This window comes from Bradyrhizobium jicamae (genome assembly GCF_018130215.1).
GTDB classification, from domain to species: Bacteria; Pseudomonadota; Alphaproteobacteria; order Rhizobiales; family Xanthobacteraceae; genus Bradyrhizobium; species Bradyrhizobium jicamae_A.
This window is the reverse complement of the sequence record NZ_JAFCKQ010000022.1, coordinates 1-26,288: the sequence shown is the minus strand read 5'-3', so window position 1 is coordinate 26,288 and position 26,288 is coordinate 1. Positions and strand designations below refer to the sequence as shown.

23 protein-coding genes, 1 pseudogene and 1 riboswitch are annotated in these 26,288 nt (G+C 61.4%); of the genes and pseudogenes, 14 read left to right on the top strand and 10 right to left on the bottom strand.

Annotation, left to right across the window (positions count from 1 at the left end; genetic code table 11):
* Positions 1-37 precede the first annotated feature (37 nt).
* The 4 genes from JQ586_RS22585 to JQ586_RS22570 all read right to left on the bottom strand — a co-directional run bounded on the left by JQ586_RS22585 (position 38) and on the right by JQ586_RS22570 (position 5,520).
* A complete protein-coding gene (locus JQ586_RS22585) occupies positions 38-3,187 on the bottom strand; it encodes an efflux RND transporter permease subunit (protein WP_212396819.1) in 3,150 nt (1,049 codons plus the stop codon).
* Positions 3,184-4,635, bottom strand: a complete 1,452-nt coding sequence (locus JQ586_RS22580; protein ID WP_212396818.1) for an efflux RND transporter periplasmic adaptor subunit — start codon at positions 4,633-4,635, stop codon at positions 3,184-3,186. The genes JQ586_RS22585 and JQ586_RS22580 overlap by 4 nt, the downstream gene beginning before the upstream one ends.
* The gene (locus tag JQ586_RS22575) at positions 4,632-5,033 is read right to left on the bottom strand and encodes a FixH family protein (protein WP_212396817.1); all 402 of its coding nucleotides are present in this window, start codon (positions 5,031-5,033) and stop codon (positions 4,632-4,634) included. Before JQ586_RS22575 ends, JQ586_RS22580 begins: the two co-directional genes overlap by 4 nt.
* A gap of 100 nt (positions 5,034-5,133) precedes the next feature.
* Positions 5,134-5,520, bottom strand: a complete 387-nt coding sequence (locus tag JQ586_RS22570) for a hypothetical protein (RefSeq protein ID WP_212396816.1) — start codon at positions 5,518-5,520, stop codon at positions 5,134-5,136.
* Positions 5,521-5,773: 253 nt separating this feature from the next.
* Here JQ586_RS22570 and JQ586_RS22565 point away from each other — a divergent pair, with 253 nt between their 5' ends.
* The 6 genes from JQ586_RS22565 (at position 5,774) to JQ586_RS22540 (ending at position 11,714) form a co-directional block, all read left to right on the top strand.
* Entirely contained in the window at positions 5,774-5,980 is a 207-nt protein-coding gene (locus JQ586_RS22565; RefSeq protein WP_212396815.1) for a GDCCVxC domain-containing (seleno)protein, read from the top strand.
* A gap of 221 nt (positions 5,981-6,201) precedes the next feature.
* The gene (locus JQ586_RS22560; protein WP_312017001.1) at positions 6,202-6,753 is read left to right on the top strand and encodes a hypothetical protein; all 552 of its coding nucleotides are present in this window, start codon (positions 6,202-6,204) and stop codon (positions 6,751-6,753) included.
* Positions 6,754-6,930: 177 nt separating this feature from the next.
* Positions 6,931-7,016, top strand: a riboswitch (ZMP/ZTP riboswitch).
* 34 nt (positions 7,017-7,050) lie between these two features.
* Positions 7,051-8,343 carry a serine hydroxymethyltransferase gene (gene glyA / locus JQ586_RS22555; RefSeq protein WP_212396814.1) on the top strand — a complete coding sequence of 431 codons (1,293 nt, stop codon included), beginning with the start codon at positions 7,051-7,053 and terminating at the stop codon, positions 8,341-8,343.
* A gap of 195 nt (positions 8,344-8,538) precedes the next feature.
* Positions 8,539-9,537 carry a putative zinc-binding metallopeptidase gene (locus JQ586_RS22550; RefSeq protein ID WP_249147959.1) on the top strand — a complete coding sequence of 333 codons (999 nt, stop codon included), beginning with the start codon at positions 8,539-8,541 and terminating at the stop codon, positions 9,535-9,537.
* Positions 9,534-10,568, top strand: coding sequence for an ATP-grasp domain-containing protein (locus JQ586_RS22545; RefSeq protein ID WP_212396812.1), 1,035 nt, complete (start codon positions 9,534-9,536; stop codon positions 10,566-10,568). Before JQ586_RS22550 ends, JQ586_RS22545 begins: the two co-directional genes overlap by 4 nt.
* Positions 10,569-10,670: 102 nt before the next feature.
* Positions 10,671-11,714 carry an ABC transporter substrate-binding protein gene (locus tag JQ586_RS22540; protein WP_212396811.1) on the top strand — a complete coding sequence of 348 codons (1,044 nt, stop codon included), beginning with the start codon at positions 10,671-10,673 and terminating at the stop codon, positions 11,712-11,714.
* Positions 11,715-11,736: 22 nt separating this feature from the next.
* On the opposite strand, the gene JQ586_RS22535 is transcribed toward JQ586_RS22540, so the two are convergent.
* Entirely contained in the window at positions 11,737-12,210 is a 474-nt protein-coding gene (locus tag JQ586_RS22535) for a cupin domain-containing protein (RefSeq protein WP_212396810.1), read from the bottom strand.
* A gap of 64 nt (positions 12,211-12,274) precedes the next feature.
* Here JQ586_RS22535 and JQ586_RS22530 point away from each other — a divergent pair, with 64 nt between their 5' ends.
* Positions 12,275-12,757, top strand: a complete 483-nt coding sequence (locus JQ586_RS22530) for a MarR family winged helix-turn-helix transcriptional regulator (protein WP_249147957.1) — start codon at positions 12,275-12,277, stop codon at positions 12,755-12,757.
* 270 nt (positions 12,758-13,027) lie between these two features.
* On the opposite strand, the gene JQ586_RS22525 is transcribed toward JQ586_RS22530, so the two are convergent.
* Positions 13,028-13,270: a DUF6894 family protein gene (locus JQ586_RS22525; RefSeq protein ID WP_212396809.1), complete on the bottom strand. Its 243-nt coding sequence runs from the start codon at positions 13,268-13,270 to the stop codon at positions 13,028-13,030.
* Positions 13,271-13,600: 330 nt separating this feature from the next.
* Here JQ586_RS22525 and JQ586_RS22520 point away from each other — a divergent pair, with 330 nt between their 5' ends.
* Together JQ586_RS22520 and JQ586_RS22515 are read left to right on the top strand one after the other, a co-directional pair.
* Positions 13,601-14,230, top strand: a complete 630-nt coding sequence (locus tag JQ586_RS22520; RefSeq protein WP_212396808.1) for a DUF1326 domain-containing protein — start codon at positions 13,601-13,603, stop codon at positions 14,228-14,230.
* The gene (locus JQ586_RS22515; protein ID WP_212396807.1) at positions 14,227-15,042 is read left to right on the top strand and encodes a DUF2182 domain-containing protein; all 816 of its coding nucleotides are present in this window, start codon (positions 14,227-14,229) and stop codon (positions 15,040-15,042) included. Before JQ586_RS22520 ends, JQ586_RS22515 begins: the two co-directional genes overlap by 4 nt.
* Positions 15,043-15,187: 145 nt before the next feature.
* On the opposite strand, the gene JQ586_RS22510 is transcribed toward JQ586_RS22515, so the two are convergent.
* Entirely contained in the window at positions 15,188-15,379 is a 192-nt protein-coding gene (locus JQ586_RS22510; protein ID WP_212396806.1) for a hypothetical protein, read from the bottom strand.
* Between the two features lie 267 nt (positions 15,380-15,646).
* On the opposite strand from JQ586_RS22510, the gene JQ586_RS22505 reads away from it, so the two are divergent.
* The 3 genes from JQ586_RS22505 to JQ586_RS22495 all read left to right on the top strand — a co-directional run bounded on the left by JQ586_RS22505 (position 15,647) and on the right by JQ586_RS22495 (position 18,635).
* On the top strand, positions 15,647-16,897 hold the full coding sequence (locus JQ586_RS22505) for an LssY C-terminal domain-containing protein (protein WP_212396805.1): 1,251 nt from the start codon (positions 15,647-15,649) through the stop codon (positions 16,895-16,897).
* Positions 16,898-17,124: 227 nt separating this feature from the next.
* Positions 17,125-18,006 (top strand): dienelactone hydrolase family protein, encoded by an 882-nt coding sequence (locus JQ586_RS22500; RefSeq protein ID WP_212396804.1) that lies wholly within the window; start codon positions 17,125-17,127, stop codon positions 18,004-18,006.
* A 95-nt stretch (positions 18,007-18,101) separates the two neighbouring features.
* Complete coding sequence (locus JQ586_RS22495) at positions 18,102-18,635, top strand: invasion associated locus B family protein (protein WP_249147973.1); 534 nt, start codon at positions 18,102-18,104, stop codon at positions 18,633-18,635.
* Positions 18,636-18,647: 12 nt separating this feature from the next.
* On the opposite strand, the pseudogene JQ586_RS22490 reads toward JQ586_RS22495, so the two are convergent.
* The 3 genes and pseudogenes from JQ586_RS22490 to JQ586_RS22480 all read right to left on the bottom strand — a co-directional run bounded on the left by JQ586_RS22490 (position 18,648) and on the right by JQ586_RS22480 (position 21,759).
* Positions 18,648-19,817: pseudogene (locus tag JQ586_RS22490) on the bottom strand (OpgC domain-containing protein).
* 253 nt (positions 19,818-20,070) lie between these two features.
* Positions 20,071-21,462: a serine hydrolase gene (locus JQ586_RS22485; RefSeq protein ID WP_212396802.1), complete on the bottom strand. Its 1,392-nt coding sequence runs from the start codon at positions 21,460-21,462 to the stop codon at positions 20,071-20,073.
* Positions 21,463-21,483: 21 nt separating this feature from the next.
* On the bottom strand, positions 21,484-21,759 hold the full coding sequence (locus JQ586_RS22480) for a hypothetical protein (RefSeq protein ID WP_212396801.1): 276 nt from the start codon (positions 21,757-21,759) through the stop codon (positions 21,484-21,486).
* 1,350 nt (positions 21,760-23,109) lie between these two features.
* Between JQ586_RS22480 and JQ586_RS22475 the strand changes: the two genes are divergently transcribed.
* Both JQ586_RS22475 and JQ586_RS22470 read left to right on the top strand, forming a co-directional pair.
* A complete protein-coding gene (locus tag JQ586_RS22475; RefSeq protein WP_212396800.1) occupies positions 23,110-24,885 on the top strand; it encodes an adenylate/guanylate cyclase domain-containing protein in 1,776 nt (591 codons plus the stop codon).
* A 127-nt stretch (positions 24,886-25,012) separates the two neighbouring features.
* On the top strand, positions 25,013-25,969 hold the full coding sequence (locus tag JQ586_RS22470; protein WP_212396799.1) for a dihydrodipicolinate synthase family protein: 957 nt from the start codon (positions 25,013-25,015) through the stop codon (positions 25,967-25,969).
* Positions 25,970-26,288 lie beyond the last annotated feature (319 nt).

The window sequence follows — 26,288 nt, the reverse complement described above, 5'->3', positions numbered from 1 at the left end:
CGCCAACGCCCAAGGCGTTCCCGCGACGCAGCACCGATTAGTGCGCAGCGGCCTGGGCCACCTTCCTCCCGACCGCCCCCCGAAGCCCAAAGCCCTTCACTAAGGCAAAGATCGCCGGGATCACGATCAGCGTCAGCAGCGTCGACGAGATCATGCCGCCGATCATTGGAACCGCGATGCGCTGCATGATCTCGGACCCGGTGCCGGTGCTCCACATGATGGGCAGCAGCCCCGCCATGATCGCGACAACAGTCATCATCTTCGGCCGAACGCGCTCGACCGCGCCTTCGATGATCGCGCCGTGGAGATCCTCGCGCGCGACGGCGCGCCCCTCCGAGGTTCGCCGCGCGGTGATCTCCGCCAGCGCCTGGTTGAGGTAGATCAGCATCACCACGCCGGTCTCGGCGGCGACGCCGGCGAGCGCGATGAAGCCGACCGCGACCGCAACCGACATGTTGAAACCGAGCACCCACATCAGCCAGAGGCCGCCGACCAGCGCGAAGGGCAGCGACAGCATCACGATCATGCTCTCCGCGATCGAGCGGAAGTTGAGATAGAGCAGCAGGAAGATGATCGACAGCGTCACCGGCACGACGATCTTGAGCCGCGCGGTGGCGCGCTCGAGATATTCGTATTGCCCGCTCCAGACCACATAGGCATCGGGCGGAAACTGGATGCTCGCCCGTACCGCGCGCTGCGCGTCCGCGACATAGCCGCCAAGATCGCGGTCGCGAATGTCGACATAGATATAGGTCGCCAGTTGCCCGTTCTCGGTCCGGATCGAGCTCGGCCCGCGCGCGGGGGTGACGGTCGCGACTTCGCCGAGCGGCACGGCCCCGCCTGATGGCATCGGCACCAGGATGTCGCTGGCGATCGCCGATGGATTGTCGCGGAGGTCGCGCGGGTAGCGCATGTTGACGGTGAAGCGCTGCCGGCCCTCGACCGTCGTGGTCACGCTCTGACCGCCCAGTGCGGTCGCGATGGTGTCCTGCACGTCCTGCACCGCAATGCCGTAGCGCGCGAGCGCCTCCCGGTTCGGCGTGATCTCGAGATAGTAGCCGCCGAGCCCGCGCTCGGCATAAGCCGACGAGGTCCCCGGCACAGTCTTGAGCACCCGCTCGATCTGCCTCGCGAGCTTGTCGATCACAGCAAGGTCCGGGCCGATCACCTTGACGCCAACAGGCGTACGGATGCCGGTCGAGAGCATGTCGATACGCGCCTTGATCGGCATGGTCCAGGCGTTGGAGACGCCGGGAAATTGCAGCGCCTTGTCCATCTCCGCGATCAGGCTGTCGACCGTCACTCCGGCCCGCCATTGCTCCTTGGGCCTGAGATTGACGATGGTCTCGAACATCTCCGACGGCGCGGGGTCGGTGGCGGTCGCCGCGCGGCCGGCCTTGCCATAGACCGAGGCGACTTCCGGGAAGGTCTTGATGATACGGTCCTGGGTCTGCATCAGCTCGGACGCCCGCGTCACCGAGATACCCGGCAGCGTGGTCGGCATGTACAGCAGCGTACCCTCATTGAGATTGGGCATGAACTCGGTGCCGAGCTGGCGCGCCGGCCAGACCGAAACCGCGAGCACGGCGAGCGCCAGCACGATCACCAGCGCCTTGGCGCGCAGCACGCCCTTGATCACGGGGCGGTACATCCAGATCAGCAAGCGGTTGATCGGATTCTTGTGCTCGGGGACGATCTTGCCGCGCACGAAGATCACCATCAGCGCCGGCACGAGCGTGACCGACAGCAGGGCCGCCGCCGCCATCGCAAAGGTCTTGGTGAAGGCGAGCGGGCTGAACAGCCGTCCCTCCTGGGATTCCAGGGTGAAGATCGGCATGAACGACACGGTGATGATCAGGAGGCTGAAGAACAGCGCCGGCCCGACTTCGGCGGCCGCCTCGATCAGGATCGCGATCCGCGCTTTGCCGGGATCGGCGCGCTCCAGATGCTTGTGCGCATTCTCGATCATGACGATCGCGGCGTCGATCATCGCGCCGATTGCGATCGCGATGCCGCCGAGGCTCATGATGTTGGAGCCGATCCCGAGCAATTTCATCGCGCCGAACGCCATCAGCACGCCGACCGGCAGCATCAGGATCGCGACCAGCGCGCTGCGCACATGCAGCAGGAACACGATGCACACCAGCGCGACGACGAGGCTTTCCTCGACCAGCGTGCGCTTGAGCGTGGCGATCGCGGCATAGATCAGGTTCGAGCGGTCGTAGACCGGCACGATCTCGACCGATTTCGGCAGGCTGCTCGCGATCTGTGCGAACCGCTGCTTGACGCTCTCGATCACGTCGAGCGCGTTGATGCCGAAGCGTTGCAGCACGATGCCGCCCGCCACCTCGCCCTCGCCGTTCAGCTCGGTGATGCCGCGCCGCTCGTCGGGGCCGAGTTCGACGCGCGCGACGTCGCGCAGCAGCACGGGCGTGCCGTTGTCGGTCTTCAGCACGATATTGCCGAGATCGTTGATGCTCCTGAGATAGCCCTTGCCGCGGATCACATACTCGAACTCGGACAGTTCGACGGTGCGGCCGCCGACGTCCGCATTGCTGGCGCGGATCGCCTCGCGCATCTTCTGCATGCTGATGCCGAGGTCGCGCATCCGCTGCGGATCGAGGATCACGTTGTACTGCTTGACGAAGCCGCCGACGCTGGCGACCTCGGCGACGCCTTCGGCCTTGGCCAGCGCGAATTTGAGATTCCAGTCTTGGATCGTCCTGGTATCGGCAAGGTTCAACTGTTTCGACATCACCGCGTACTGGTAGACCCAGCCGACGCCGGTCGCGTCCGGACCGATGGTCGGCGTCACGCCGGCCGGCAGTCGCGACGCTGCGCCGTTGAGGAATTCAAGCACCCGCGAGCGCGCCCAGTAGATGTCGGTGCCGTCCTCGAAGATCACGTAGACGAAGGAGACGCCGAAGAACGAGAAGCCGCGCACCACCTTCGATCGCGGCACCGTCAGCATCGCCGTGGTCAGGGGATAGGTGACCTGATCCTCGATCACCTGCGGCGCCTGGCCGGGATACTCCGTGTAGACGATCACCTGGGTGTCGGAGAGATCGGGGATGGCATCGAGCGGCAGATGGAGCAGCGCGTAGAATCCGGCGGCCGCGGCAAAGCCGGTGCCAAACAGCACCAGGAGAAGATTGCGCGCCGACCAGGCGATGACACGGGCGATCATGGCCTGGCTCCCATGCTCTTGTCGCTGGAGAGATCGGCATTCTCTGACCGATCGGCTTCGGCAAACCCCTTCAGCGCGGCCCTGAGGTTGCTCTCGGCGTCGATCAGGAAGTTGGCCGATGTCACGACCGCGTCGCCCTCGGAAAGGCCGTCGCGGATTTCGACATAGCCGTCGCCGCGCCGCCCCAGTTTGACCTCGCGCGGCTCGTAGCGGCCACGGCCCTTGTCGATCAGCACGGTCTGCCGGCTGCCGGTGTCGAGCACGGCGCTGTCGGCGACCGCAAGCACCGGCGCCTGGCCGCCGGTGTCGATCTCGGCGTCGACATACATGTCGGGTAGCAAGGCGAGATCCGCATTAGGCAATTCGATCCTGACCCGCGCCGTGCGCGTCTCCTTGTTGACCTGCGGATAGATCACGCCGATACGGCCTTCGAACCGGCGGCCAGGATAGCTGCGCGCCCGCACCGTAACGGGTTGCCCGATCGCGATGCTACCGAGATCGCGCTCGGCGACGTCGATCACCGCCCACAGCAGCGAGACGTCGGCAATCCGGAACAGCACGTCGCCCGGCTGCGCACGCATACCCTCGATCGCATTGCGCTGAAGCACGATGCCGTCGCGCGGCGACGACCACTGGATCGCGATGGGCACGGTCCGGCTCTTTTCCATCTCTGCGATGAAAGCCTCGGGCACGTCGAGGTTCACCAGCCGCTGCCGGGAGCCTCTCCCGTAGGGCTCGATGCCTGCAATGGCCTTCGACGTGATGGTCGCAAGATATTCGGCAGCCGCGGAGGAGACCGCGGGGCTGTAGATCTCCATCAGCGGCTGCCCCCTGGTGACGCGGCTGCCGGTCGTGACGTCGGCGACCTTCTGCACATAGCTTTCGGCGCGCATTGCGATGACCGAGACGCGCCGTTCGTCGAGCTGGATCGTGCCGGGCGCGCGCACGAGCGTCCTGATCCGGCGCAATTCCGCGGGCTCCGAGGTGACGCCGGTGCGCTGGATCCTGCCGGGCGACAGCGTCAGCGAACCGTCGTCGCTGTCGTCGCCTTCGTACACGGCGATGTAGTCCATCCCCATGGAGTCCTTCTTCGGCACCGGCGAGGTGTCGGGAAGCCCCATCGGATTGCGGTAATATTTGATCTTGCGCTCGGCCTTGGCCTCGGCCGTCGGCATCGCCGCTGGCGGCTCGACCTCCTCGAAGCCGAGATCGGCGCCCGCCGGAACCGGTCGGTAGTCCCGGCCATCCTGCGTCCGCTTCGGGGTCAGCGAGTAGAACGGCCTGCCGTCCGGATCGCGGAAATAGAGCGGCGCGCCCGTCTCCGTCGCCTGCACAGCTGATGCGACGAGATTTGACGTCGATCGCGGCTGATAGAAGCGACCGATGAATGCGACGCCAACCGCTGCAACAATCGCAGCGGCGGCGCCGGCAAGGCCAAGGCGGGTCATTTCGCAGCCGTGACGACGAGTTTGTTGTCGACCGTGCCGGTCTCGCCCTGCACCTTGGCGCCGAGCGAAAGCTGCCAGCGTCCGGCCATGCTGAAATTCGCCTTGAACCGGTAGCTGCCCGGCTCCGAAGCAGGCATCGGCATCACCTTGGTGACCATCTCCTGCATGCCCTCGGGCGCCATGTCGAGCCGCGTCGCGAAGATGACGGCGTCCGGGACGGGCTTTCCGGTGATCTTGTCGACCAGCCGCACCGTGACGATGCGATCGGCACCGACCTGGACGGTCGGCTGGGCGAGCTGAAATTCGTAGTTCTTGATCTCGGCGCGCGCGGGCGAAGCCGCCATGGCAGCACCGATCAGCGCGGCCAGAGCGGCGCGCGCCAGGTTTGAATTGGTCATGTCTGTTGTCCTCGACAGGTCTGATGAACCGCGTGCGCGGCATACGACGACACGCGCGTCACGCGACGCGCGCGGCAGCGATCAGGCGCTTGCGCGCCGGTCAGACGTTGCTTCGAGGTGGATGGTCAGGGGGCTTGGCGCCGAGGCCGTCGAGCAGGAGATCGTCATGCGCAGCGAATTGGCTGCGGAGCGGATGGCGCTCGATCAGCGTCACAGCCCCGGTCGGGACCGGCAGCGGCACGCTCAGCATGCAAAGCGCAACGAACGGACAGCCGTCGCAGGTCTTGCTCTGGGTCTGGTCCGGACAGCACGGCATGTCCTCCGACATGACACGCATGTCAGCCTGCATCTCGCCGGCCATCATCTGCATCGAGGCTGCTGCGTCGCCCGGCATCAGCCGGGCAAACGCCGGCGCCACGGGCGCGAGCAAAAGCCCGGCCCCGACGAGCAGCAGAATCCAGAGATTGGCGATGCGCCTCGGATGCATGCCGCCTTGTCGCATGTTCGCGACCGGCCTGCAAATCAGGCCGAGATCACGATCTCGCCAGCCCGCGCCAACTGGCATGGCGCTTCATTCAGTCGGTCACGCCTTCGACAGCGCGGGATCGACCGGCATTTTCCGCATCGCTTGGACGATAGACTGAACGAACCAATGGTTTATGATCATGGATCGACTGACCGGCATGCCTATTCGCCAAGGTCTTCATCGTGGAAACCTGCGGCCGAGTGGAAAGAAGGCCATGCAACTTGTCTCGACCCTGACCTGCCCCGCTTGCGGCTTTGCCGCCACCGAGACCATGCCAACCGACGCCTGCCAGTTCTTCTACGACTGCAAGGGCTGCGGCATCCGTCTCAAGCCGAAAGCCGGCGATTGCTGCGTGTTCTGTTCCTACGGTTCGGTGCCCTGCCCGCCGGTCCAGGAAGCGGGTCGCTGCTGCGACCGTTGATTGTCTGCTGTAACACCATGTAAAGCGCTCGTACACGTCGATCGCTCCAACGTCTCCCGGAGAATGCTTATTCCAGCACTGTCGCACGAGCTCGTCCGTTCCAACGCGAAGGCTGAATGTCGCGGGCGACCCGTGAAAAGGTTTTGGTTCTCCTGCTCGACTGAGGTTAAGGTGCGCATGGCGGGCCTTGAAAACAGGCCTCGTCCTCGAGGGTCGGCACTGTGAAGCGAATTCTGAAGGTATTGACCTATATTGCGGCCGGCCTCTATCTGCTGGTCGACGCGATATTCATGACGCTCGCCAGGCCGATTGCCGACTGGATCGGCAAGCATGTCGAGCTTACGAGATTGAGGGCCTGGATCAAGTCGCTGCCGCCGTATCAGTCTCTTGCCTTGTTCTCCGTACCGGTGATCGTACTCGAGCCGATCAAGCCCATAGCAGCCTACCTCGCGGCTACCGGCCAGTTCCTGAGCAGCGTTGTGACATTCATTGTCGGCGAATTGCTGAAGCTCGTCCTGGTGGAAAGGCTATTCAGCCTCACGCGAGAAAAGCTGATGCGCATTCCCACCTTCGCGAAGTTGTACACAATGTACAGCCAGGCCATAGCGTGGCTTAAAGCGACGGAGGCCTGGCGTACCGTCCGATTGCTCGTGAAAGGCGCTCGCGACTTCTTCAGGGCAACGAGAGCGCGGACAACGCGCTGGTTGTTTCGTCGAAGCGACAGGCAAAGCAGGCTGCACCTGAATCGGCCGGATGGCTTTCCGGACCACTAGACCCGCGGGCCGCGCCACGTCTTACCAGGCTGTTCGGCATCCCTGCCTTTGTCGCGCCCATGCCGATCCGGACGAAGCCAAGCCTCATGCCGGAGCGTCAAAATATGAGTTACGAACCCTTGTGAGTCCTCCAGGGATTGATTAGCCTTCTGCCCGCGATGAGCATCGAAGGCTCATCGCCCCTCGCGCGACTGGCGAGCTTGCGTGGAATTGACCACGGTGAAGCGCAGAGGGTTTTAAAGCCGATCGCCTGGGCACCTTTCAGCTGAACACACAGCGACTTAGGGAGCCCAGACCATGCCGTCATTCCGGAACGAACTCCACGTCAACGATTCCGAAATTGCCCTTGCTCTCGAGGGCGAGGAACGCCGTCAGCAAGATGGCGTCGAGCTGATTCCTTCCGAGAACTACACCTATCCGGAGGTTCTCGAACTGCTCGGGTCAGTGTTCACCAACAAGTATTCCGAGGGATATCCGGGGCGCCGGTATTACGGCGGCCAGGAATTTACCGATCGGATAGAGGACCTTGCTCGACGGCGAGCTTGCGCGCTCTTCCGCGCCGAGCATGCCAACGTCCAGCCTCTGTCCGGATCGCCAATGAACCAGGCCGTGTATCTCGGCCTGCTGAAGCCCGGCGATACGATCCTGGCGATGGACCTGTCGCACGGCGGCCACCTCACGCATGGCGCGCCCGTGTCGCACATGGGGCGGCTGTTCAACTTCGCCCGTTACAAGACGCAGCCTTCAAAGGGTGGCGCCATCGATTTCGATGAGCTCCGCGCAACGGCCCGGCAGGTCCACCCGAAGTTGGTGCTATGCGGCTACAGCTCCTATCCGCGCGACCTGGACTACGCTGCCTTCAAGAGCATCGCCGACGAGGTGGGCTCAATTACCATGGCCGACGTGAGCCACTACGGCGGCTTGATCGCCGGCAACGTTCTACGCAATCCGCTCGATGCGGGTTTCGACATCATGACGACGACGTCGCACAAGACCCTTCGCGGGCCGCGCGGGGGGATCATCCTTTGCCGCCGGCAGTTTGCCGGCAAGATCGACGCGTCGGTGTTCCCCGGACTGCAAGGCGGTCCGCACATGAATGTCGTGGCCGCGACCGCCGTAACGTTGAAGAAGGCAGCGACGTCGGACTATCAGGCCTATGCGCGGCTGGTCATGCGCAATGCGAAGGTTTTGGCCGAAGCGCTGATGGAGCGCGGGATGAAGCTGATCACCGACGGAACCGACAATCACATGATGGTCGTGGATACGGTGGCGAGCGCCGGACTGGACGGCGGCGTGGCCGAAGGCATTCTCGACGCCGTCGGAATCACCGCAAACAAGCAGATCATTCCCGATGACCCGCGTCCGCCGCTCAAGCCGAGCGGCGTTCGCCTCGGTACGCCGGCAGCGACCACGCGCGGCATGGGTGAGCCCGAAATGCAGCTCATCGCCGAACTGATCGCTGAGTCTCTCCGGTCGAATGGAGATGCCGAAGTCGCAAGACGGCTCAAGGCGACGAGCATCGAGATGTGCCGCGCCTTCCCGGTCCCGGGAATCGCGCCGCCGTTCAGGGTGGCCGAGCCGGTGAACTAGTCCAGGAGTAAGCGCCCCCGAACTCGCTCGACCTCCGTTGATACTTCGGTTTATCTGAATTTATTGCCGGGCAACCTCGCCTGGACACCAACGGCGCGAAGAATCGGCGGTTGTTGCCAGCGGCATCCCGTGGCACCATCGCCGGCGTTCATGTCATAGGTGCTTATGCCGTCTCGTAAATACGCCTGGGAGGAAATGACGGACGAGCAGTTGCTCAGGCAGCGGCTCAGCAGCCTGAGGGTTCAGGTCAAGGGCACGTGGCTCGAGGATTGTGCTGGTACTCTCAACGAAGAACTCGAGGCGCGAGGCATCCGGCTGCGGCCGCACGTCTGGATCTCGAGCGAATGGTTCAGTCCGGCAGACGTGCCGGGCATCGCCATTCCGTTCTATCTTGCCCACCCCCGCTTGATGAAACTCGAGAAGAAAATGATGCTCGAGGTTGAGGGAGGAACCTGGTCGGAGTGCATGGCGATTCTCCGTCACGAGGCGGGCCATGCCGTGCAGCACGCCTACCAGTTGCAGCGGCGCCGACGGTGGCAGCAGCTGTTCGGTCCGTCTTCGAAGCATTATCCGCTCTACTACCGGCCCAATCCGGCCAGCCGGCATTACGTCCAGCATCTTCGGCGCTGGTATGCGCAGAGCCATCCGGACGAGGATTTTGCCGAAACCTTTGCGGTGTGGTTGCGACCGCGATCGAACTGGCGAACGCGCTACGCCGGTTGGCCGGCGCTGAAAAAGCTCGAATATGTCGACGAACTGATGGGCGAGATCGCAGGTGTCCGGCCGCCGATCACGAAGCGGGATCGTGTCGATCCGCTGTCCAGCCTCGGCCAGACGATTGGGGAGCACTACCAGAAAAAGCAGGCGTTCTACGCTTTCGAGCCGCCGAAGACGTATGACCGGGATCTCCTGCGTCTGTTCTCCAGCGATCAACGGCATCGACGGGCGCAGCCGGCCGCTGCCTTCATCAGGCGGCACCGTGCGCAAATCAGGCAACTGGTCGCGCGATGGACCGGCGAGAACCAGCTTACGCTCGATGCCGTCCTCGATGACATGATCTCACGCTGTCGCGAACTCGATCTCCGCGCCCCGGGCTCCGAACGGAAGCTCGTGATCAACTTCACCATCTTGTTGACCGCCAAGACCATGCACGCGCTGTTCGGCCCGTCGCGGCGGAAATGGATCGCACTATGAGGCGGCTGCGCGTTCTCGTCCTGATGCATCCGGACTGCGTCCCCCCGGAGACGACCGACGGATACACCGCGCAGGAGATCCATGGATGGAAAACCGAGTTTGATGTCGTGAGCACCTTGCGTGCCGCAGGCCACGATGTTCGTCCGCTCGGCGTGCAGGAGGAAATCAAGCCGGTGCGCGACGCGATCGAGGATTTCAAGCCGCACGTCGTGTACACCTTGCTGGAGGAATTCCACTATTCGACCGGGTACGACCAGCACATCGCGAGTTTTCTCGAATTGATGAAGGTCCCCTACACCGGCTGTAACCCGCGCGGCCTGATCCTGGCGCGCGGCAAGGATCTGTCCAAAACGCTGGCGCACCATCGCCGCATCGCGGTGCCGGCCTTTGCCGTATTTCCGATGCGCCGCAAGATCAAGCGGCCCTCGCGCCTGGCCATGCCGCTCATCGTCAAGAGCCTGAGCGAGGATGGATCCTATGGAATATCGCAAGCCTCCATCGTCGATACGGACGACCAGCTGGCCGAACGCGTCGCCTTCGTTCACGATCGGCTCGGAACCGCCGCCATCGCCGAGCAATACATCGAGGGGCGCGAGCTCTATGTTGGTGTGCTCGGCAACAATCGGCTGCAGGTGCTCCCGATCTGGGAGTTGAAGTTTGGCAATCTGGGCGGCCAGGGAGCACGGCAAATAGCCACCCAAAAGGCCAAACACGACGTCAGTTACCAGGAACGTGTCGGAGTTGAAGACGGGCCGGCCGACGACCTCGCGCCGGAAGTGTCGGCCCTGATTCAGCGAACGGCGAAGCGCATCTACCGGACGCTGGGGCTCGATGGGTACGCGCGCATCGACTTTCGCTTGTCTGTGGAAGGCACTCCATATTTCATCGAAGCAAATCCGAATCCCGAAATCGCGAAGAGCGAGGAGTTCGCTACGGCGGCCCGGCATGATGGAATTGATTACCCGGACCTCCTGCATCGCATCCTGAACCTCGGAATAAGCCGGGCAAAGGCGGGAGCATCCGTCGGCTAAGGCCGATCCAGGGATGTAACGCATGAGCAACTACGGCTGGCGGCAAGCGAGACCACGACGATCACGTCCATGTCCATGCGGGCGATCCCGGGGAGGAAGTGGATGAACGGAACGAGGACCATTGCATCCGGGCTCTTCGCGGCGGCGCTCGCGTTCGCGCCGCAAGTTGCCCACTCGCAACAGGCGGCACAGCTGCTTGAATTCAACTACGGCATTCCCACCGCCGACCATGCGACTGTATTCGTCGCCCAGGATCTCAATCTGTTCGAGAAGGCCGGGTTGAAGCCGAAGTTCTTCTATTTTCAGTCCGGCGCGCCGCTGTTCGCTGGTCTCAGGAGCGAAAGGCTGGACGTTGTCACCGCGGGGTTGGCGCTGACCTTCGCGCTCGGCCAGGACATTCCGCTCAAGTTTCTGTTCTGGGAGGCCAACAATGCCGCTGCCGAGGGCCTGATCGTCGATCCCAAAGGGCCCGTGAAGTCGTACCGGGACATCGGCAAGGCCCAGAACATCGGCGCGGCTTTGGGAACCTGCGCCGAGGTCAGCCTCTATCTCATGGCGAAGAAGGTCGGCATCGATTACGCGAAGCTCAACGTCGTCAACGTTGTAGCGCCAAAGCTTCGTGATGCGTTCCTGAGCAAGTCGATCGACGCCGGCATTTCGTGGCCACCTTATTCGCTACAACTGCAGTCGGAAGGCTTTCCGATCGCCAGTTTCGACGAGGACTATCTCGAGCCGGGCGGCGTTTGCCCCGGATTGACCGCCGTGCGGCCGGCGTTCGTTGAGGCACATCCCGAGATCGCGGAGCGGCTCATTGCCGTCGAAGCGATGGCGCGTGAGGAGATGCAGAAGAACCCGCAAGTCGGCGTGGATGCCTTCGTCAAGCATCTGTCGGTAACGCCGGAGGTCGCGAAGGCGACACTCGATCGCGAGTGTTGCGGTCGCGTGCCGAGTTTTGCCGATCAGCTCGATCCGTCGTCGCCATTCTCGATGACGTCGAAGGATCGCGGTCTTGTCGGGAAGCTGTTTCTGGCAAGTGAGGTGCTTGCAGCGACCAGGGCGATTCCAATACCGATTCCGCTGGAAAAGATCCAGGCGGCGGTCGATCCGACCTACCTTCAGAAGTATGTGGACTCCCACCCAAAGTGAGTGGAGCGCCCCGCAGGCGTCGCTACGCTTGAGGCAGGGCCAGCGTGAGGCCATGGCGACGCATGATTTCCGCCATCTTTGCCCGGTCCGGCGGACCAACCGCCTGGTCGATCGCCTCGGCACACTCGCGGAAATACTGCGGGCCTTGCGCGGCCGGCGTAATCACGCAGAGCGCCTTCACGTCTCGATCGCCGTGATTGTCAAACCGGTGAACGGCGCCACGTGGAATGCATAGCGCCTGTCCCGGTCCAACGTCGACCTGTTTCCCGTTGACGGTCCAGGTCATCACCCCGTCGATGCCGTAAATCGTCTCTTCGTAATGGTCGTGGCTGTGCGCCGGGCCCGGCAGGCGCTGCCCCGCCGGGACAATCAGCTCGAAAGCCGAGATGCTGCCACTCGAGTTCTCTCCCGTGATCAGGAAGCGGACGACGAGCGGCCCGACCCGGATGGTTTCCTCGGAGGGATTGACGCGGAAGTTGACGGCTTGCTGCAGCATCGCGCTTCCCCTACGGTCAATTGCCTTTACTTTTAAAGTAAATTCCCTTTACTGAAAGCTGTCAATGCCCTCCACACTGAAAAATCGACCTGCCAACCCCAAGGATATGTTGATCGGCGCCCTGCTGCGTGTCCCGGCGCAGGCGATCCATCGTCGCCTCATCAATGACCTTAATGCAGCCGGCTTCAAAGAGCTGCGCCTGCCCCATATCGCGGTGTTGCAATTCCCGGGACCAGATGGCGTTCGCCCGAGCACCCTCGCCGAGCGCGCTGGCATGAGCAAGCAAGCCATGAACCAGCTGCTCGGGAGCCTTGAAGGTCTCGGCTATATCGCCCGGTCCGATACGCCCGACGAGGGCCGCGCGCGAATAGTCCGCTTTACCAAGCGCGGCCACGCCGCATACTCGAAGATCCATGACATCCTCCGCGACATCGAGCGTGAATGGAGTGCCGAGCTCGGGCCTGCGAGTTTCACACAGCTCAAGGCGCTATTATGCCGTGTCTGGAATAGCCCGCTGATTCAGTCGCCGGCGGGAAACGGCACATAGGATTGATCATCGGCGCGCAGCCTTGCCTTGTTAGGAGCCGCGATACTCACTCAAGCCTGCCCTCTATCTGCCTCCGACCGTCACACGATGGCCCAAGCGCTCAATGAAAAGGCCGACGCCGAAATTTCGCTGGACGCCATCGAAGTCACCCAGACTGTCCTTTGGGGGTCCGAGAGTTGGGTGCAATCGCGGTGGTCCTGAGAGCGAAATACCGTCGACCTACGCCAACAACACTTGTCCTTTGGCGCTCACGTTCAGCCGCAGGCCGCCTCAGTTGCGGGGATGTTCAACGACAATGAAGGCTCTGACAATGCATCGCGTGCGCTCGCCGTCATGCACCTCAATGCCGACATACGTTCCTGCCTGTTCGTCGCTACGGCCGATCCGCCCGATGATTGCAGCAACTGCACGGAACGCATGGCGACACGCAGCCTGCTCGTCAGGAAACGAACGCCCTTTGTGGTCTTCGATCTGTTTTCCATCTTGGTGCTTGTGAAAGTAAAAGCGGGCCATCTATCTCGGTTTCCCAGAAAATGGACCGCTTATCGCAAGTTTGCTCGTCAAGTCTTGTGATTGCGAGCCGAGAATTTGGGATTTCGCGCCAGCTCACGAATCAGCGAACAGGCATTGGGCAAGGTGTGGAAGAACGCGTGGTCTTACCGTCCGACGATGTCGCGTTTTGACCCGACGCGGAATTCGGAGAAGGCAGCAAGGCCGCAGCGCCTCGATGGATGTTTTCACAGCAGGCCGCTATAATGCTTGCCGCGGAATAGGTCAGCTTCCAATACCCATTGTGATTTCGCGATTGACCGTTGACCAATATGTTTCAAGGGGAGGCAAAAAATGGCGGCTGCCTGGCAGATATCGGGAGACTATTTCGAGAACTGCAACTGCAGCGTGGTCTGTCCCTGTCTGGTGTCGAAATCCGCGCCGCTTACGTCGAAGCCAACCGAAGGCGTGTGCGACGTGGCGCTGCTCTTTCACATTGACAAGGGAAGCTATGAGAGCACCGCTCTCGACGACCTGAACGTGGCGCTCGCAGTCCATACACCTGGGCCTATGGCAGAAGGAAATTGGTCAGTTGCCGCCTACATCGACGAGCGCGCCAACGAAAAGCAGACGGAAGCACTGGGCGCCATTTTTACGGGAGCGGTCGGCGGACCGATGGCGCATTTCGCGCCGCTGATCACGAAAAACCTTGGCGCGAAGAAGGTTCCGATCACCTATAGCGTGAAAGGCAAGACACGCTCCGCCGAAATCCCGGGTATCCTGCGCATGAGTGTTGATCCGCTGCCGACCGCACATCCAAGCGGCGAGATGTGGGCAAATATCGGTCATCCGGTCAGTCCCGACAAGCTTGCTCTTGCCGTGGGGGCTCCCGGAAATACCTTCAGTGATCACGGGATGCGCTGGGACAACTCCGGCAAGAACGGCCACTACGCGCCGATCCGGTGGTCAAGCACGTCCGGATGAACAAATCGGCCTTCGAAGCCATCCTGCGCCGCGACCGCATAATCATACTAGCTTCGCTGGTGGTGCTGACCGTACTCGCCTGGTTCGACCTGATCCGGCTTGCCGACGATATGGAAATGGGCGGCATGGACATGACGGGCTTCCGCATGATCCCGGCTGGTCAGGCTCTGATGATGCCGGCCAGCGCCCCCTGGCAACCGATAGAGTTCGCTTACGTGTTCGTGATGTGGATCGTGATGATGATTGGCATGATGACGCCATCCGTCGCGCCGATGATCCTGGTTTACGCACGTGTTGGGCGCCACGCGACCGAAACCGGGCCATTCGCCTCAGTTGCATGGTTTGCGGGCGGCTATTTTTTGGCTTGGGTCGCCTTTTCACTCGTGGCGACGTCGCTGCAATGGGCTCTTGAGCGTGCCGCCCTGCTCACGCCGATGATGGCTGGCACCAGCAACATTGTCGGCGGCATGTTGTTGATCCTCGCCGGGCTCTACCAGTGGACGCCGCTGAAGGACGTTTGTCTCCGACAATGCCAGGCGCCGCTTGGCTTCATCTTGAGCCGTGGCGGTTTCCAGAGGGCCACGACCAGTTCGTTGGCACTGGGCTTCCGCCATGGCGGCTACTGTCTCGGATGCTGTTGGGCGCTCATGGTTCTCCTCTTTACTCTCGGAGTGATGAACCTGTTCTGGATTGCTGCGCTTGCCATTCTCGTTCTGCTGGAGAAGGTCGTACCGTCAGGCCGCGGGATTGCACGGATTGCGGGCCTCGCCTTTCTTGCCGGGGGCGTGTGGATGCTGTTCCAATCGAGCTGAGTCGAGCCCACGCGGACGCGTTCGCCAGCCGCTTGATCCGTCAACCGATGTCGTGTTCTGGCCCCGAGCAGACCAACGATTGCGCCAACAAGAGGAGCCCCGCCAGACTCGCGCGGGGCTCTCCATACGAGACACTGACGCAGCGTTAGACTTTGCAATGCAGCTGATCGCCGTGGACGCTCAGCTCGCCGCCACCAAGGATGCAGCCGGCCGCGAACCCGAGCCGATGGAGGAGATCCCCAATGCCACTCCCGCTCACGAGCTCCAGCTGCTTCTCATCCAGTTCGGCATTGTCGACATTGCCGCGTGCCGCATATTCCATGTCGAGTTTGGTCATAATCAAGCTCCTTTGAATGGGGCGAGACCATCTCACCACCTGACACGCTCTTAGTCTCGTGCATCGGGTGAGCACTGTGACTGACCTCACAATCGGCCTCAGCAAGCGGTCCCCCCTATTCCTTGGCGCGGCCATATCGAGCAACTGACCGAATGCGTTCGGATCGAGGGCCGTGGGCCATTCCAAAACGCAATCCTTGATTCAAATCAACGAGTGTCCCGCGCGAACCGACAACCAATTGCCATTGCCATCAGGGAGTATAGCCAGGTGACCGAATTCTTCCGGTCATTCCCGATCTTTGCGGCGATCCTGCTGGCGGCTGGCGGCTGCAGCAAGGCGCCGCCAGATCCTGCCGTCCGCGAGGTTTTCGAGGCGCGCGCGATCACGCAGCAACAGGGGCCGGTCACCGCTCGCGCAGCGGTTCTCGCCGATGACGAGAGCGAACGTTACTTTGGTGTTTCTCTGGCCGATAAGGGCATGCAAGCTGTATGGCTCAGCGTCAAGAACGATATCGACGGCCCGCTCTACTATCTGCCGGCGACAACGGATGCGAACTATTACACGCCGCCGGAGGCATCCCGGATATTTCACGCATGGTGGCCAGGTGAAGCCGATCGACAGAGGGGGTCGTTCTTCGCGCGGCAGGCGATGCCCGAGATCATCGGGGCCGGCCAAGTCGCGTCTGGAATTGTGCTGACCCATCGCGAAGGTGGGGTCAAATTCGTTCGTGCCGCTTTTGTCGGCGCTGGCGAGCAATTTGAATTTCGCTTCGTGATCCAATTGGACAGAAAGCTCTATGCTGCGCAAAACATCGATTTCAACGCATTGCCCAAGGCGACCGAGAACGTCGACCTCGCCGGCCTGCGCAGGAAGCTGGAGGAACTACCTTGTTGCACCTCGAACAAGGAGGAAGACAGACATGGAGACCCGCTCAACCTGGTGATTGTCGGTAGCGGCGCCGATGCCATCTTCCCGTTCATAGAGCGGGGGTGGCGCCTCGATGAACCGCTGGATGTGCATAGCATCCTGAGAACGGTCGGGGCTTTCGTCTTCGGAACGGAATACACGACTTCGCCGGTCAGCCCCCTTTATGTTTTTGGTCGTCCGCAAGACATTGCCTTGCAGAAGGCCCGGAACAGCATCAGTTTGCGCAACCATTTGCGGGTCTGGCACGCGCCATTCACCTTCGAGGGACACGATGTCTGGGTGGGGCAGATCAGTCGTGATATCGGCACGAAGCTGACGACCCAGACATGGTCCTTCACCACGCACCGGATCAGTCCGGAGGTGGATCAGGATCGTTACTATATTCTCCAGGACCTGTTGTTGACCGGCGAAGCCTACCGCTTCGCCTTCGCAGGCGGAGTCGGCGTTTCGAGCCCGATCAATCCACGGACAAACCTTGGATTTGATCCCTATGTGACGGATGGCCTGCGGCTCGTCATCTTTCTCGGTCCGCAGCGAAAGCCGGCCGGCCAGGTCGAATTCATCGACTGGGAGCGGCCGTCGCCACGGTGACAAGTCTCGTTCCCGTCCGACGAATGGAGATGCTTGACTTCCGCTGATGGCTCCAAACCGACATCTTCGCTCATCATGCGGATTTCCGCCTTCGACGGCGTCGCGGACAAGCATCGGGCATTCGACGAGGTCGCGTTTTGACCCGTTCCGGACCGGAAGCCTTGATCTAAGTCAAACGGGTCCAATTCGGCGTGCCTAGCGTTATCGTGCTACTTCGGGAGAAGCACATGCTGACGCGCGTGGTGCAGGTTTTCTTCCTTTTCACGGCGCTGGTGCTTGCTGCCTGCGATCATGCTTTGGCAGAGGATTCCGCTGCATCTCCAAAAATCGAGGAGGAGATGTTTGCACTGCCATTCCCCTTGCCAATACTTGCCTACGTGGTGCGTCCTGTCGGCGAAGGGCCGTTTCCCTTGCTGATCATGAACCACGGGATTTCGCTGGGCGCCCAGGAGCGTTCCATGTTTCCGCCCGTTGAATATCGTGCCGCTGCACACTGGTTTGCACGGCACGGCTATTTCGTGATTTCACCGCTGAGATATGGAGCCAGCAGCCTCGATATAAAGGACCAGGGCGTTTTTGGATCCGTCTTTGGGCATGTCGGCAGTTGCGACAATCCGAACTTTCTTGGCCCGGGGCTCGCCATTGCCACCTTGAACGAATGGCTCATTGAGTACATGAGCACGAGAGAGATGATCGCTCCCACCAAGGTGATCGTCGTCGGTCAGTCGGGCGGCGGCTGGGGCTCCATTGCGTTGGCGAGCCGGAACCCGCCTTCTGTTCGCGCGATCATCACTTTTGCCGCAGGGCGTGGCGGCCGAGTGGACGGTAAACCGAACAACAATTGTGCTCCCGACAAACTCGTTGCTGCGACGGGTATTTTCGGTCTCACCTCGCGCGTGCCGATGCTTTGGATATATGCGGAAAACGACAGCTATTTTGGACCGGAGCTGGCGGGACGTATGCACAAGGCGTTTGAGGCTAGTGGAGGACATGCCGAATTTCACATGCTGCCAGCATTCAAGGACGACGGCCATTTCCTGATCGACTCGCCAGAGGGTGTGCCGCTCTGGGCGCCTCTCGTGACCGAGTTCCTTGAAAGGCACTCGTAGCTCCAGGCCACAACGAAAACGGGCGCACAATGAAGCTACTAGCCATGGGAAGTGCTCAGCCATTCGTCCGCATTGGACTAACGAGTGCTGTCTTGATGCTTTTGACCGCAACTGTCGATGCACAAGATCGGAAAGCTCTAGACGAGAAGCTTCAATTGAGACCTCCCCCAGTGCATCTGCCGGAAAGCATCCATTATTCCACATGGCGCAAGGTGTGCTTCAAAGGTTCCGACGGCGCAACGCTTTGTCGGACAACTTCCACCGGCACCGACGTCGCAGGTGTGGTCGTCGTCCGTGTGGATCTGATTGAGCGGGCCGATGCTCCTCTCGCCCGGTTGCAGCTTTTCGTACCTCAAGGGCTTTCTGTGCAAGCTGGAGTAAAAGTGAGTGTTGATCAGGGCGCGCCCACCATCGTGCCTTATACTTTCTGCCTCACCAACATCTGCATCGCGGCTGCTTCAATTACCCCGAGCGCAGTCAAAGAAATGGAACCGGGCCAAACGCTCAGAATTGAGCAAACCGATTTCGACTCCTCCCCCGTCACGATAAATATTCCATTAGGTCAGTTCGCTGCTGCTCACAATGGCCCTCCGGCAGCGTCTTACGATTTCAATCTCGACACGGAGTGAAGACTGCATTTCCTACTCGGCCATGTAGTGCTCCGGAGTCGGGAATAGGGTGGGAAGACTGCGATACCAAGTGGCGAGCCAAGCTATGCCCACCAGCAGGGCAATGCCTACGATGCTGACAAGCATCTGGGCCAAGATGCCGCCGCTGACCTGCACGAGGATCCAGTGAGCGGCAAAGGAAAGAAAGACGCCAAAGCAAAATACGGGTAGCGAACGCTGACCACACAGGATCAGCGGGCGCAGCCGTCTGGAACGGAGCCACGGCGCATCCGCTGGGAGAAAATGCAGCAACGCGATCATCGCGGCCAGGAAATGGATGAGGCGCAGCGGGTCAAGGTTGGATTTGTCGATCGGATAAATCGCGCGACGTAGAGCCTCTGGCACAAATCGCTCCAAGCTCGGCACATGCCATGTCATGACGATCAGGAACGCGAAGGCGAGCCACGCCACCGCGACAATCGTGATCGGGCGAGAGAGTGCAGTCGACCTTATCCTCGGCCCGCTACCAAAGCCGCACCAAACGCCGAATACAAACAGGAACTGCCATGCGAACGGGTTGAAATACCATTTGCCCCCCCGGAAACGAGGGCAAATTCCAATCGAAATGTCGGGCGGCAAAATAGAAGACCGCAGAGCCGAGCAAGGTCAAGTTCGGCCGACGCAGCAGACACCACAACAACGCTGGCGCCGCGAGAACCAGCACGATGTAGAGAGGAAGGACATCGAGGTTGACCGGCTTGTACTTGAGCAGCAGGGCCTGCCCGATCATGATGTCGGGACGGTCAAGAAATTGCGCCACGTTGAACGCGTCCTTGTACATCGGATTGTCAAAGCGAGCTGCGGTACGAGCGATCTGAGCGACAAAAAACAGGAACAGGAAGATGTGAGCGACATAGAGCTGCGACGCTCGCGTCCAGAGCCGCTTTGTCGCGGCTAAGAGCTGCCCGTTCCTAACGGCGGGTCCGTATGCAAATCCTATCGAATAGCCGGAGACATAGACGAAGAACTCCGCTGCGTCGCTGAAGCCGTAATTGCGGATCGTGAACCAATTGAGGAAGTTATTCGGAATATGGTCGAGGAGATTATCCACTGGCCGATGCCGCGCAGGAAATCGAGCCGCAGGTCGCGCTTGGGCGGCGGCAACAGAAGCGTGTTGCGCGGCTCTGTGCTGCTTGCATCCATGTCCTGACCTTCCGCGCGGGATGAGCTCAAGATACAAGCATGGCTTGAGACAGCTGATTTGGTTGATCCAGATCAAAGCTCGCGGTCAAAAGAGGGAACTCGAAACAGGTAGGTCGGTTCTTGGCCCCAAACCGACATCTTCGCTCATCATGCGGATTTCCGCTTTCGACGGCGTCGCGGACAAGCATCGGGAATTCGACGAGGTCGCGTCTTGACCCCGAGCGGACGTCGCGAGCCGATTGCCGCATGCAGATCACTGAGGCAGCGCCACCCCGGCGATTTGCATGACGCCAAGCTGGTCGAACAGCTCAATCTGTTCACCGTTCAGTACAGGAATGTAGCAGCGACGTCTGGCACCCGGGATCGAGATACAGAGCTTATCCTCCGCGACCGTCCATGTCCCGGCTGCAGGTCCAAGGGCCTCGTCCCAGTGCGGATAGGTCATCCGGCCGTCGGGCTCGAATCGCATTGTGAACGGACCATCCCTGAGCTTGGTACCGAAGCTGATCGTCCTGCCCTGGAATTTTGCGGCCAGGGTCTCACCTGTCGGCCGTTCGCCGGTCGCTGCTGTGAGCGAGGCATCGGGCCCCGGATCATAGCCCTCGGCCTTCAGGATCAGCCAGAAGAGCCTGGCAATACTACGCATCGAAGGTTCGGTGAAGGGCGTGTCGCGGTCGACACGATGCACCACGACGAGGTCGAGTGCGGGCACGACCAGGGCGTATTGCCCGCCGGCACCTTCGGCCAAAAAGCTGCCCTCGGGCAAAGTCACCGTAGGCGCAACGGCACCGCCCAGAAAACCGATCCACCAGAGATAGCCATAGCCCTGCCCGGACGCCGCTCTCGAATAGCCACGCGTGCTCTCTTCCACCCACTCCCGCGGCACGATCTGGTGTGCGGCCCAATTGCCTCTGTGCAGATAGAGAAGTGCAAAACGCGCCAAGTCCCGTGCGCTCATGCGGATCTCATAGGCGGGGTGGATAGACGCTTCGCCGCGGACGTAGCTGCCATCCTGTTGCCGGTAGTCCTGCATGCCGATTGGCTTTGCGATCTTTCGGTCGAGCGCCTCGAAGAGGCCGGTGCCAGTTGCGTGCTCGTAGATCGTGCCCAGCACGTTGAAGTCCCAATTGTTGTAGTACCAGAAGGTGCCGGGCGGGTGGCTGCCGCGCGGCGGTCTCATCTTGGCCATGTCCGGCGTCTCATAGAGCGCCGCATGGTAGACCCCGGAACGCGCTTCGAGGAGTTCGCGCACCGTCGCGCCCTTCTCGATCCCGGTCAGGCCAGGCGGATTATCGTCGATGCCGAGTTCGCCAAGCGTGCTGTCGAGGTTGATCAGGCGATCCGACACTGCGATGCCGATCAGGGCGCTGAGCAGGCTCTTGCGGATTGAAGCGAGCTCCATTGGCTTCGTCGTATTGCCCCACTCGGCCACCACCTTTCCGTGCTGAACGATCACAACCGCGCTCGAGCGAATCTGATCCGAAAAGGATCGCGCTTGGGCCAATTCGGTCTCTGACCAGCCCAATTCTGCAGGGGTGACGCGCTCCCACTCCGCTGCCGGGAAGCCATCTTCAGCTGTGGCAGGCCCGAACCGAACCAAAGCGCCGAGCAGCGCGACGGCGAAAACAATCTGGCGAATATACATTGGATCCCACGCGCCGCCGCCCTAATATCGACGGTCTGGCAGCCACGGCAGCCAATGCTTGATTTCTGCAATTGGGTCCGTGGTCAGCAGGCCGACGGCATGCAAGGCGATCGCGAGACAAAAGATGAGCGCGAGCACTTTGCCGAGCACCACCATGAAGAAGGCAGTCGGCTCGCGATCTTCCGAATATTGCGACAGCTCTCCGTAGACGGTCCCTGTGGAGTAGGACGAATAGATCCCCCAGGCCGCACACAAGGCCAGCACTCCGAAAACCGATGCGATCACCCACTGAGGCATTGGAAACCACCATAATCCGACCGCGCCAATCCTATCAGGCGCGCCCTAATTGCTCGTTATCGGCTCCGCGTGGGGCTTTGGTCCCGGGCTGGGGGCGGAATGTCGAGGGGACTTCACAACCACAGGCCTTTTTGGCGCCACCCGCGTATGTCTGATTGTGGCCCTTCGCGACCGTTTGCGCGGCACGGGGAAACGTCCGAAGTTGAGGTGAGACCGGAAGTCACCCGCGAAAGTTCAGGCCGACGCTCATGACCCGCCGCGGCCGTTACCCTCGGGTTAGTCAGGAATCAGGTAGAGAAAAGCGATAACAATCGCCACGGGTGCAAGGATAAACAGCAGGGCCATCCCTCTCTCATAGGTCTTGGAGTGGGTGGTCCGTCCCCTCGCCTCGTTCGGTTCACTGGATGGGGCAATCACGGGCTATCTCCTGCAACGCGTGGTCGGCATCACGCCGCCAGTGATCCGCGCCGACAGTCCGCGCGGTCGCCAATCATTGGCGTCAGAAACGGCCTCCCGTAGTTTGATCCAGATCAACGATTGTGTTGTGGCAAGAGCGCGCGTCGCCAGTGGCGATATGGCTGCGCTGACACCTCCCGGCAGGAGCCCGATGTCGGATTCGGACCGACATGGACCACCCGGAACTAGTTCAACGCAAACCAGACCTTGGCAACAAACGTCGCTCCGCACCAATTCGAAACCAGGCCATCCGGATTGGTGGCGAAATTACGCGGCCACCTGGCTGCGCGTTTGGCGGCGGGCTGTGTCGGCAAGTTGACAGTGGCGGCCGTCGCGCCGGCGTACAACCGCGCGACAGCCGTGGGGTGCCATGTGCCCCCCCGTGGAGCCGGGATGCCCTTCACCTGCAAATCACCGGCGATCTCGCGAACCGTGGTCATCTCTGGCGCTACTTGCGGCTTCGGGCTGCGGGCGACGCGCCTGGATCCACTCGCTCCGAGACTTTCCTACATGCAGGCATCGATAGCTTACGGCCATTTCTTTGCTGGACGATACGGCGAGGCGTCTAGCTGGGCGGAAAGATCGATCCAAGAACAGATTTCACCGGTTGCCCTGCGTGTGTTGGCTGCGAGCTTGGCGCTCGCTGGCAAGCTTGAACACGCCCGGGACGTGGCTGTCCGCTTGATGCAGCTCGTTCCGGCACTTCGCGTCTCGCACATTAAGACGTTAATCCCTATTCGCCGCCCTGACGACTTGGCTAGGCTTGAAGAGGGCCTGCGGCTTGCCGGGGTGCCCGAGGGGTAGCTTTGGTCAAGTTCGGGACCGTTACACTTGGTTGACGAGGGCGCACCCTCTAGCCCACACTGGTCGCCTTAGGTTGGCATTGGGGCACGCATGTCAGACCCTGTGGCAGTCAGCCGGAAGCTCGTCGCAGTCTTCGCAGCGGACGTCGAAGGCTATAGCCGCCTAATGGGAGCCGATGAGGTCGGCACGCTCAAGGGGCTAACCGAACGACGCGCAATCCTCGACAGGCTCATTGGGCAGCACAGGGGTCGCATAGCGAACACGGCGGGAGACAGTGTCCTTGCGGAGTTCGGGAGCGCTGTGGAGGCGGTGCAGTGCGCGGTAGACGCGCAGATTGCCTTGGCCGAAGCGAACGCCGGTCTCGCACCTGATCGCCGCATCAGCTTCCGCATTGGTATCCACATCGGCGACGTAATGGTACGCGCTGGGGACCTCTTCGGTGACGGCGTGAACGTTGCCGCGCGTCTACAGTCGATTGCCAAGCCGGGTGGCGTGTGTATCTCCGGGACCACCTATGATCAGGTACGGAAGGTCCTGCCCATGACCTTCGTGGACCTTGGTGTTCAGCAGGTGAAGAACATTCACCAGCCGATCAGGGCATATTGGGTGAGTGCGCCGAGTGAACCGCAAGCGGCCGATCCCGCGCTTGCTGCCGAGGCTGATGCCTTGCCCCCGCTGCCCGACAAGCCCTCCATCGCAGTCCTGCCTTTTCAGAATATGTCGGGTGATGCCGAGCAGGAGTATTTTGCCGATGGGATGGTCGATGAGATCATCACAGCGCTCTCACGGTTCAAGTCCCTGTTCGTAGTCGCCCGCAATTCGAGTTTCACGTTCAAAGGTCGATCCGTTGACATCAAGGAGGTCGGGCATACGCTGGGCGTTCGGTACGTGCTTGAGGGCTCGGTGCGCAAGGCATCGGGAAGAGTTCGCATCATCGGACAGTTGATTGATGCTGTTGCAGGCACGCACCTATGGGCGGACAGGTTTGAGCGTGATCTAGTTGACGTTTTCGCGCTGCAGGACGAAATAGCGGGGGCCGTTGTTTCAGCCATTGAGCCAAAATTGCTTCAAACAGAGATTGCAAATGCGACACGGCGGCGAACGGAGAGCCTCACCGCATACGATTTTTATCTGCGAGCCTTGCAGCAGTTTAATGCTACGAGCCGCGAGGGGATAGCGGAAGCTCTAAGGCTTACAAAACGCGCTTTGGAGCTGGAGCCTCGGTTCGACGCTGCGGCTGCGATGGCGGGTATCTGTCATATGCAGCGCGTCCTTTTTGGCTATGCCGTCGACCCTCAATTCGAGCGCAACGAAGCCGTTCGGCTCAGTCGCCTAGCATTGAGCATGGACGACGGTGATGCGGAGTGGTTGGCGGACGCCGCTTTGATTTCGGCCTTTATGGTCGGCGATTGTGAAAGCGCAATCGAAATGGCCGACCGAGCCGTTGCGCTCAACCCCAATCTGTTTCTCGCGTGGCATTGCAGAGGCTGGAGCTATAGAATTGCCGGCAATCCGGGGGAGGCGCTTCGCAGCTTTGAACGCGCTGCTCGTATGAGCCCAGTTGACACGCGGCTGCACCTAACGTTCGCTGCAATGGGGAGTTCCTTAATTGAGCTTCGTCGCTTTGACGAAGCTATTCTCGCAGCTAGGAGGGCGCGACGCCAGAGCCCCTCCTACTCTGCCAGCTACCGTTGTCTCGCGTCGGCTTTCGCCCATCTCGGTCGCAACGCCGAGGCGCGCGAAGCGGCGGAGCGCGTGATGGAAACGGATCCCACGTTTACAATATCCGGGTGGATTGCGCGCGGCGGGCAAGAAAACTCGAAGGTGCAGATTGAGGGCCTTCGGAAAGCGGGACTGCCCGAATGAGCCCGGTGTATCCCCTCGTTTCCCTGTGGCGAACACGCAGCTCGTTTCGGCTCGGCAGGCGCACGCGGATTTCGGAGGCTGTCTCCTTTCTGATATCATGCGACTCTGGCCCCGGGAGGTTCTGCCGATGCCGCGCTTTTCAACATACCAGCCCGCAGGGGTCATCCCAGCCGTCCTGCTGCCGTTCAATGACGATCTGTCGATCGACCACGCGAGCTTCAAAACTCACCTGACTGATGTCGCGAGTGTCGAAGGCATCTCCGCCATCACCGTGAACGCGCACTCGACGGAAGTCGCCTCTTGTACGGCCGACGAGCAGCGCCAGGTGATGGAGATCGCCGGTGACACGGTCGGCGATCGCCTGCCAATCATCCACGGCGTCTATGCCGAGGGAAGCATCGAGGCGGCGGCGATTGCCCGCCGCGCGGCAGCCGGCGGCGCGTCAGCTTTGCTGGTGTTCCCGCCCGGACCCTTCACACTGGGCCAGTCCGCGGAGATGGTCCTTGCCCACTTCCGCCGTATCGCCGACGCCACGGATCTGCCGCTCATCGCCTTCCAGTATCCCCGCTCCACTGGCCAGGGCTATCCGTTGCCTACGCTGCTGCGGCTTGGGGACGAAATCCCGACGCTGCGCGCAATCAAGGACTGGACGCCCGAGGTGCCACAGCACGAGGTCACGATACGCTCGTTGCAGGGGCTGAGCCGTCCGATCAACGTGCTGTCCACCAACAGTCCGTGGCTGTTGTCCTCGCTGGTGCTCGGTTGCAACGGCCTGCTGTCGGGCTCGGGGAGCGTGATCGCCGAATTGCAGGTGCGACTATTCCGCGCCGTCAAGGCCAATGACCTCGCCGAAGCCCGCCGCATCAACGATCGTATCCATCCCCTTGCACGCGCGTTTTACGCCGACCCGTTCGTGGACATGCACAATCGGATGAAGGAGGCGCTTGTGCTGCTCGGCAAGTTGTCCCGGGCCGTGGTCCGCCCGCCCCTGGTCAAGATTTCCGAAGCCGAGATCAAACGCATTCGAGAGGCGCTGGTCGAAGCCGGAATGCTGTCCGGGGCGAGCGAAACCCGCGCTGCGTAATAGTTTGACCTGCCGATGTTTCAATCGCCCCCTGGCACTGATTTGCCCGACGGCGCAAGCCCCCGCGGTAAAAATATTTCGGTTTATCGTAACGGCAAATCAGTGTATAGATCTCCCGTCTCACCCGCTCGAGGGGCGCTCGCGATCGTCACGAACGTTGCGGTGGGATGCGGTGGACGCCGCATGCGTGACTGACGAGAGCGCATGAGGCGGACGGCGAAATCGTGCAGGCCTGACGCCCTGGTGGCAGGTGTCCTGTCAGCAAGAGACCAAGGTCTCTTGCTGACGGCGGTGACAAAAAAGCCCAGTCTCGCCGGGG

What these genes read in the sequence shown, in the direction of transcription:
- JQ586_RS22520 (WP_212396808.1), top strand. Translation starts at nt 13,601, where the DNA reads ATGGCGGCTGCCTGGCAGATATCGGGAGACTATTTCGAGAACTGCAAC.
- JQ586_RS22470 (WP_212396799.1), top strand. Translation starts at nt 25,013, where the DNA reads ATGCCGCGCTTTTCAACATACCAGCCCGCAGGGGTCATCCCAGCCGTC.
- JQ586_RS22585 (WP_212396819.1), bottom strand. Translation starts at nt 3,187, where the DNA reads ATGATCGCCCGTGTCATCGCCTGGTCGGCGCGCAATCTTCTCCTGGTG.
- JQ586_RS22570 (WP_212396816.1), bottom strand. Translation starts at nt 5,520, where the DNA reads ATGCATCCGAGGCGCATCGCCAATCTCTGGATTCTGCTGCTCGTCGGG.
- JQ586_RS22475 (WP_212396800.1), top strand. Translation starts at nt 23,110, where the DNA reads ATGTCAGACCCTGTGGCAGTCAGCCGGAAGCTCGTCGCAGTCTTCGCA.
- JQ586_RS22485 (WP_212396802.1), bottom strand. Translation starts at nt 21,462, where the DNA reads ATGTATATTCGCCAGATTGTTTTCGCCGTCGCGCTGCTCGGCGCTTTG.
- JQ586_RS22575 (WP_212396817.1), bottom strand. Translation starts at nt 5,033, where the DNA reads ATGACCAATTCAAACCTGGCGCGCGCCGCTCTGGCCGCGCTGATCGGT.
- JQ586_RS22565 (WP_212396815.1), top strand. Translation starts at nt 5,774, where the DNA reads ATGCAACTTGTCTCGACCCTGACCTGCCCCGCTTGCGGCTTTGCCGCC.
- JQ586_RS22550 (WP_249147959.1), top strand. Translation starts at nt 8,539, where the DNA reads ATGACGGACGAGCAGTTGCTCAGGCAGCGGCTCAGCAGCCTGAGGGTT.
- glyA (WP_212396814.1), top strand. Translation starts at nt 7,051, where the DNA reads ATGCCGTCATTCCGGAACGAACTCCACGTCAACGATTCCGAAATTGCC.
- JQ586_RS22495 (WP_249147973.1), top strand. Translation starts at nt 18,102, where the DNA reads ATGCTTTTGACCGCAACTGTCGATGCACAAGATCGGAAAGCTCTAGAC.
- JQ586_RS22510 (WP_212396806.1), bottom strand. Translation starts at nt 15,379, where the DNA reads ATGACCAAACTCGACATGGAATATGCGGCACGCGGCAATGTCGACAAT.
- JQ586_RS22535 (WP_212396810.1), bottom strand. Translation starts at nt 12,210, where the DNA reads ATGCTGCAGCAAGCCGTCAACTTCCGCGTCAATCCCTCCGAGGAAACC.
- JQ586_RS22480 (WP_212396801.1), bottom strand. Translation starts at nt 21,759, where the DNA reads ATGCCTCAGTGGGTGATCGCATCGGTTTTCGGAGTGCTGGCCTTGTGT.
- JQ586_RS22580 (WP_212396818.1), bottom strand. Translation starts at nt 4,635, where the DNA reads ATGACCCGCCTTGGCCTTGCCGGCGCCGCCGCTGCGATTGTTGCAGCG.
- JQ586_RS22540 (WP_212396811.1), top strand. Translation starts at nt 10,671, where the DNA reads ATGAACGGAACGAGGACCATTGCATCCGGGCTCTTCGCGGCGGCGCTC.
- JQ586_RS22515 (WP_212396807.1), top strand. Translation starts at nt 14,227, where the DNA reads ATGAACAAATCGGCCTTCGAAGCCATCCTGCGCCGCGACCGCATAATC.
- JQ586_RS22500 (WP_212396804.1), top strand. Translation starts at nt 17,125, where the DNA reads ATGCTGACGCGCGTGGTGCAGGTTTTCTTCCTTTTCACGGCGCTGGTG.
- JQ586_RS22545 (WP_212396812.1), top strand. Translation starts at nt 9,534, where the DNA reads ATGAGGCGGCTGCGCGTTCTCGTCCTGATGCATCCGGACTGCGTCCCC.
- JQ586_RS22525 (WP_212396809.1), bottom strand. Translation starts at nt 13,270, where the DNA reads ATGGCCCGCTTTTACTTTCACAAGCACCAAGATGGAAAACAGATCGAA.
- JQ586_RS22530 (WP_249147957.1), top strand. Translation starts at nt 12,275, where the DNA reads ATGCCCTCCACACTGAAAAATCGACCTGCCAACCCCAAGGATATGTTG.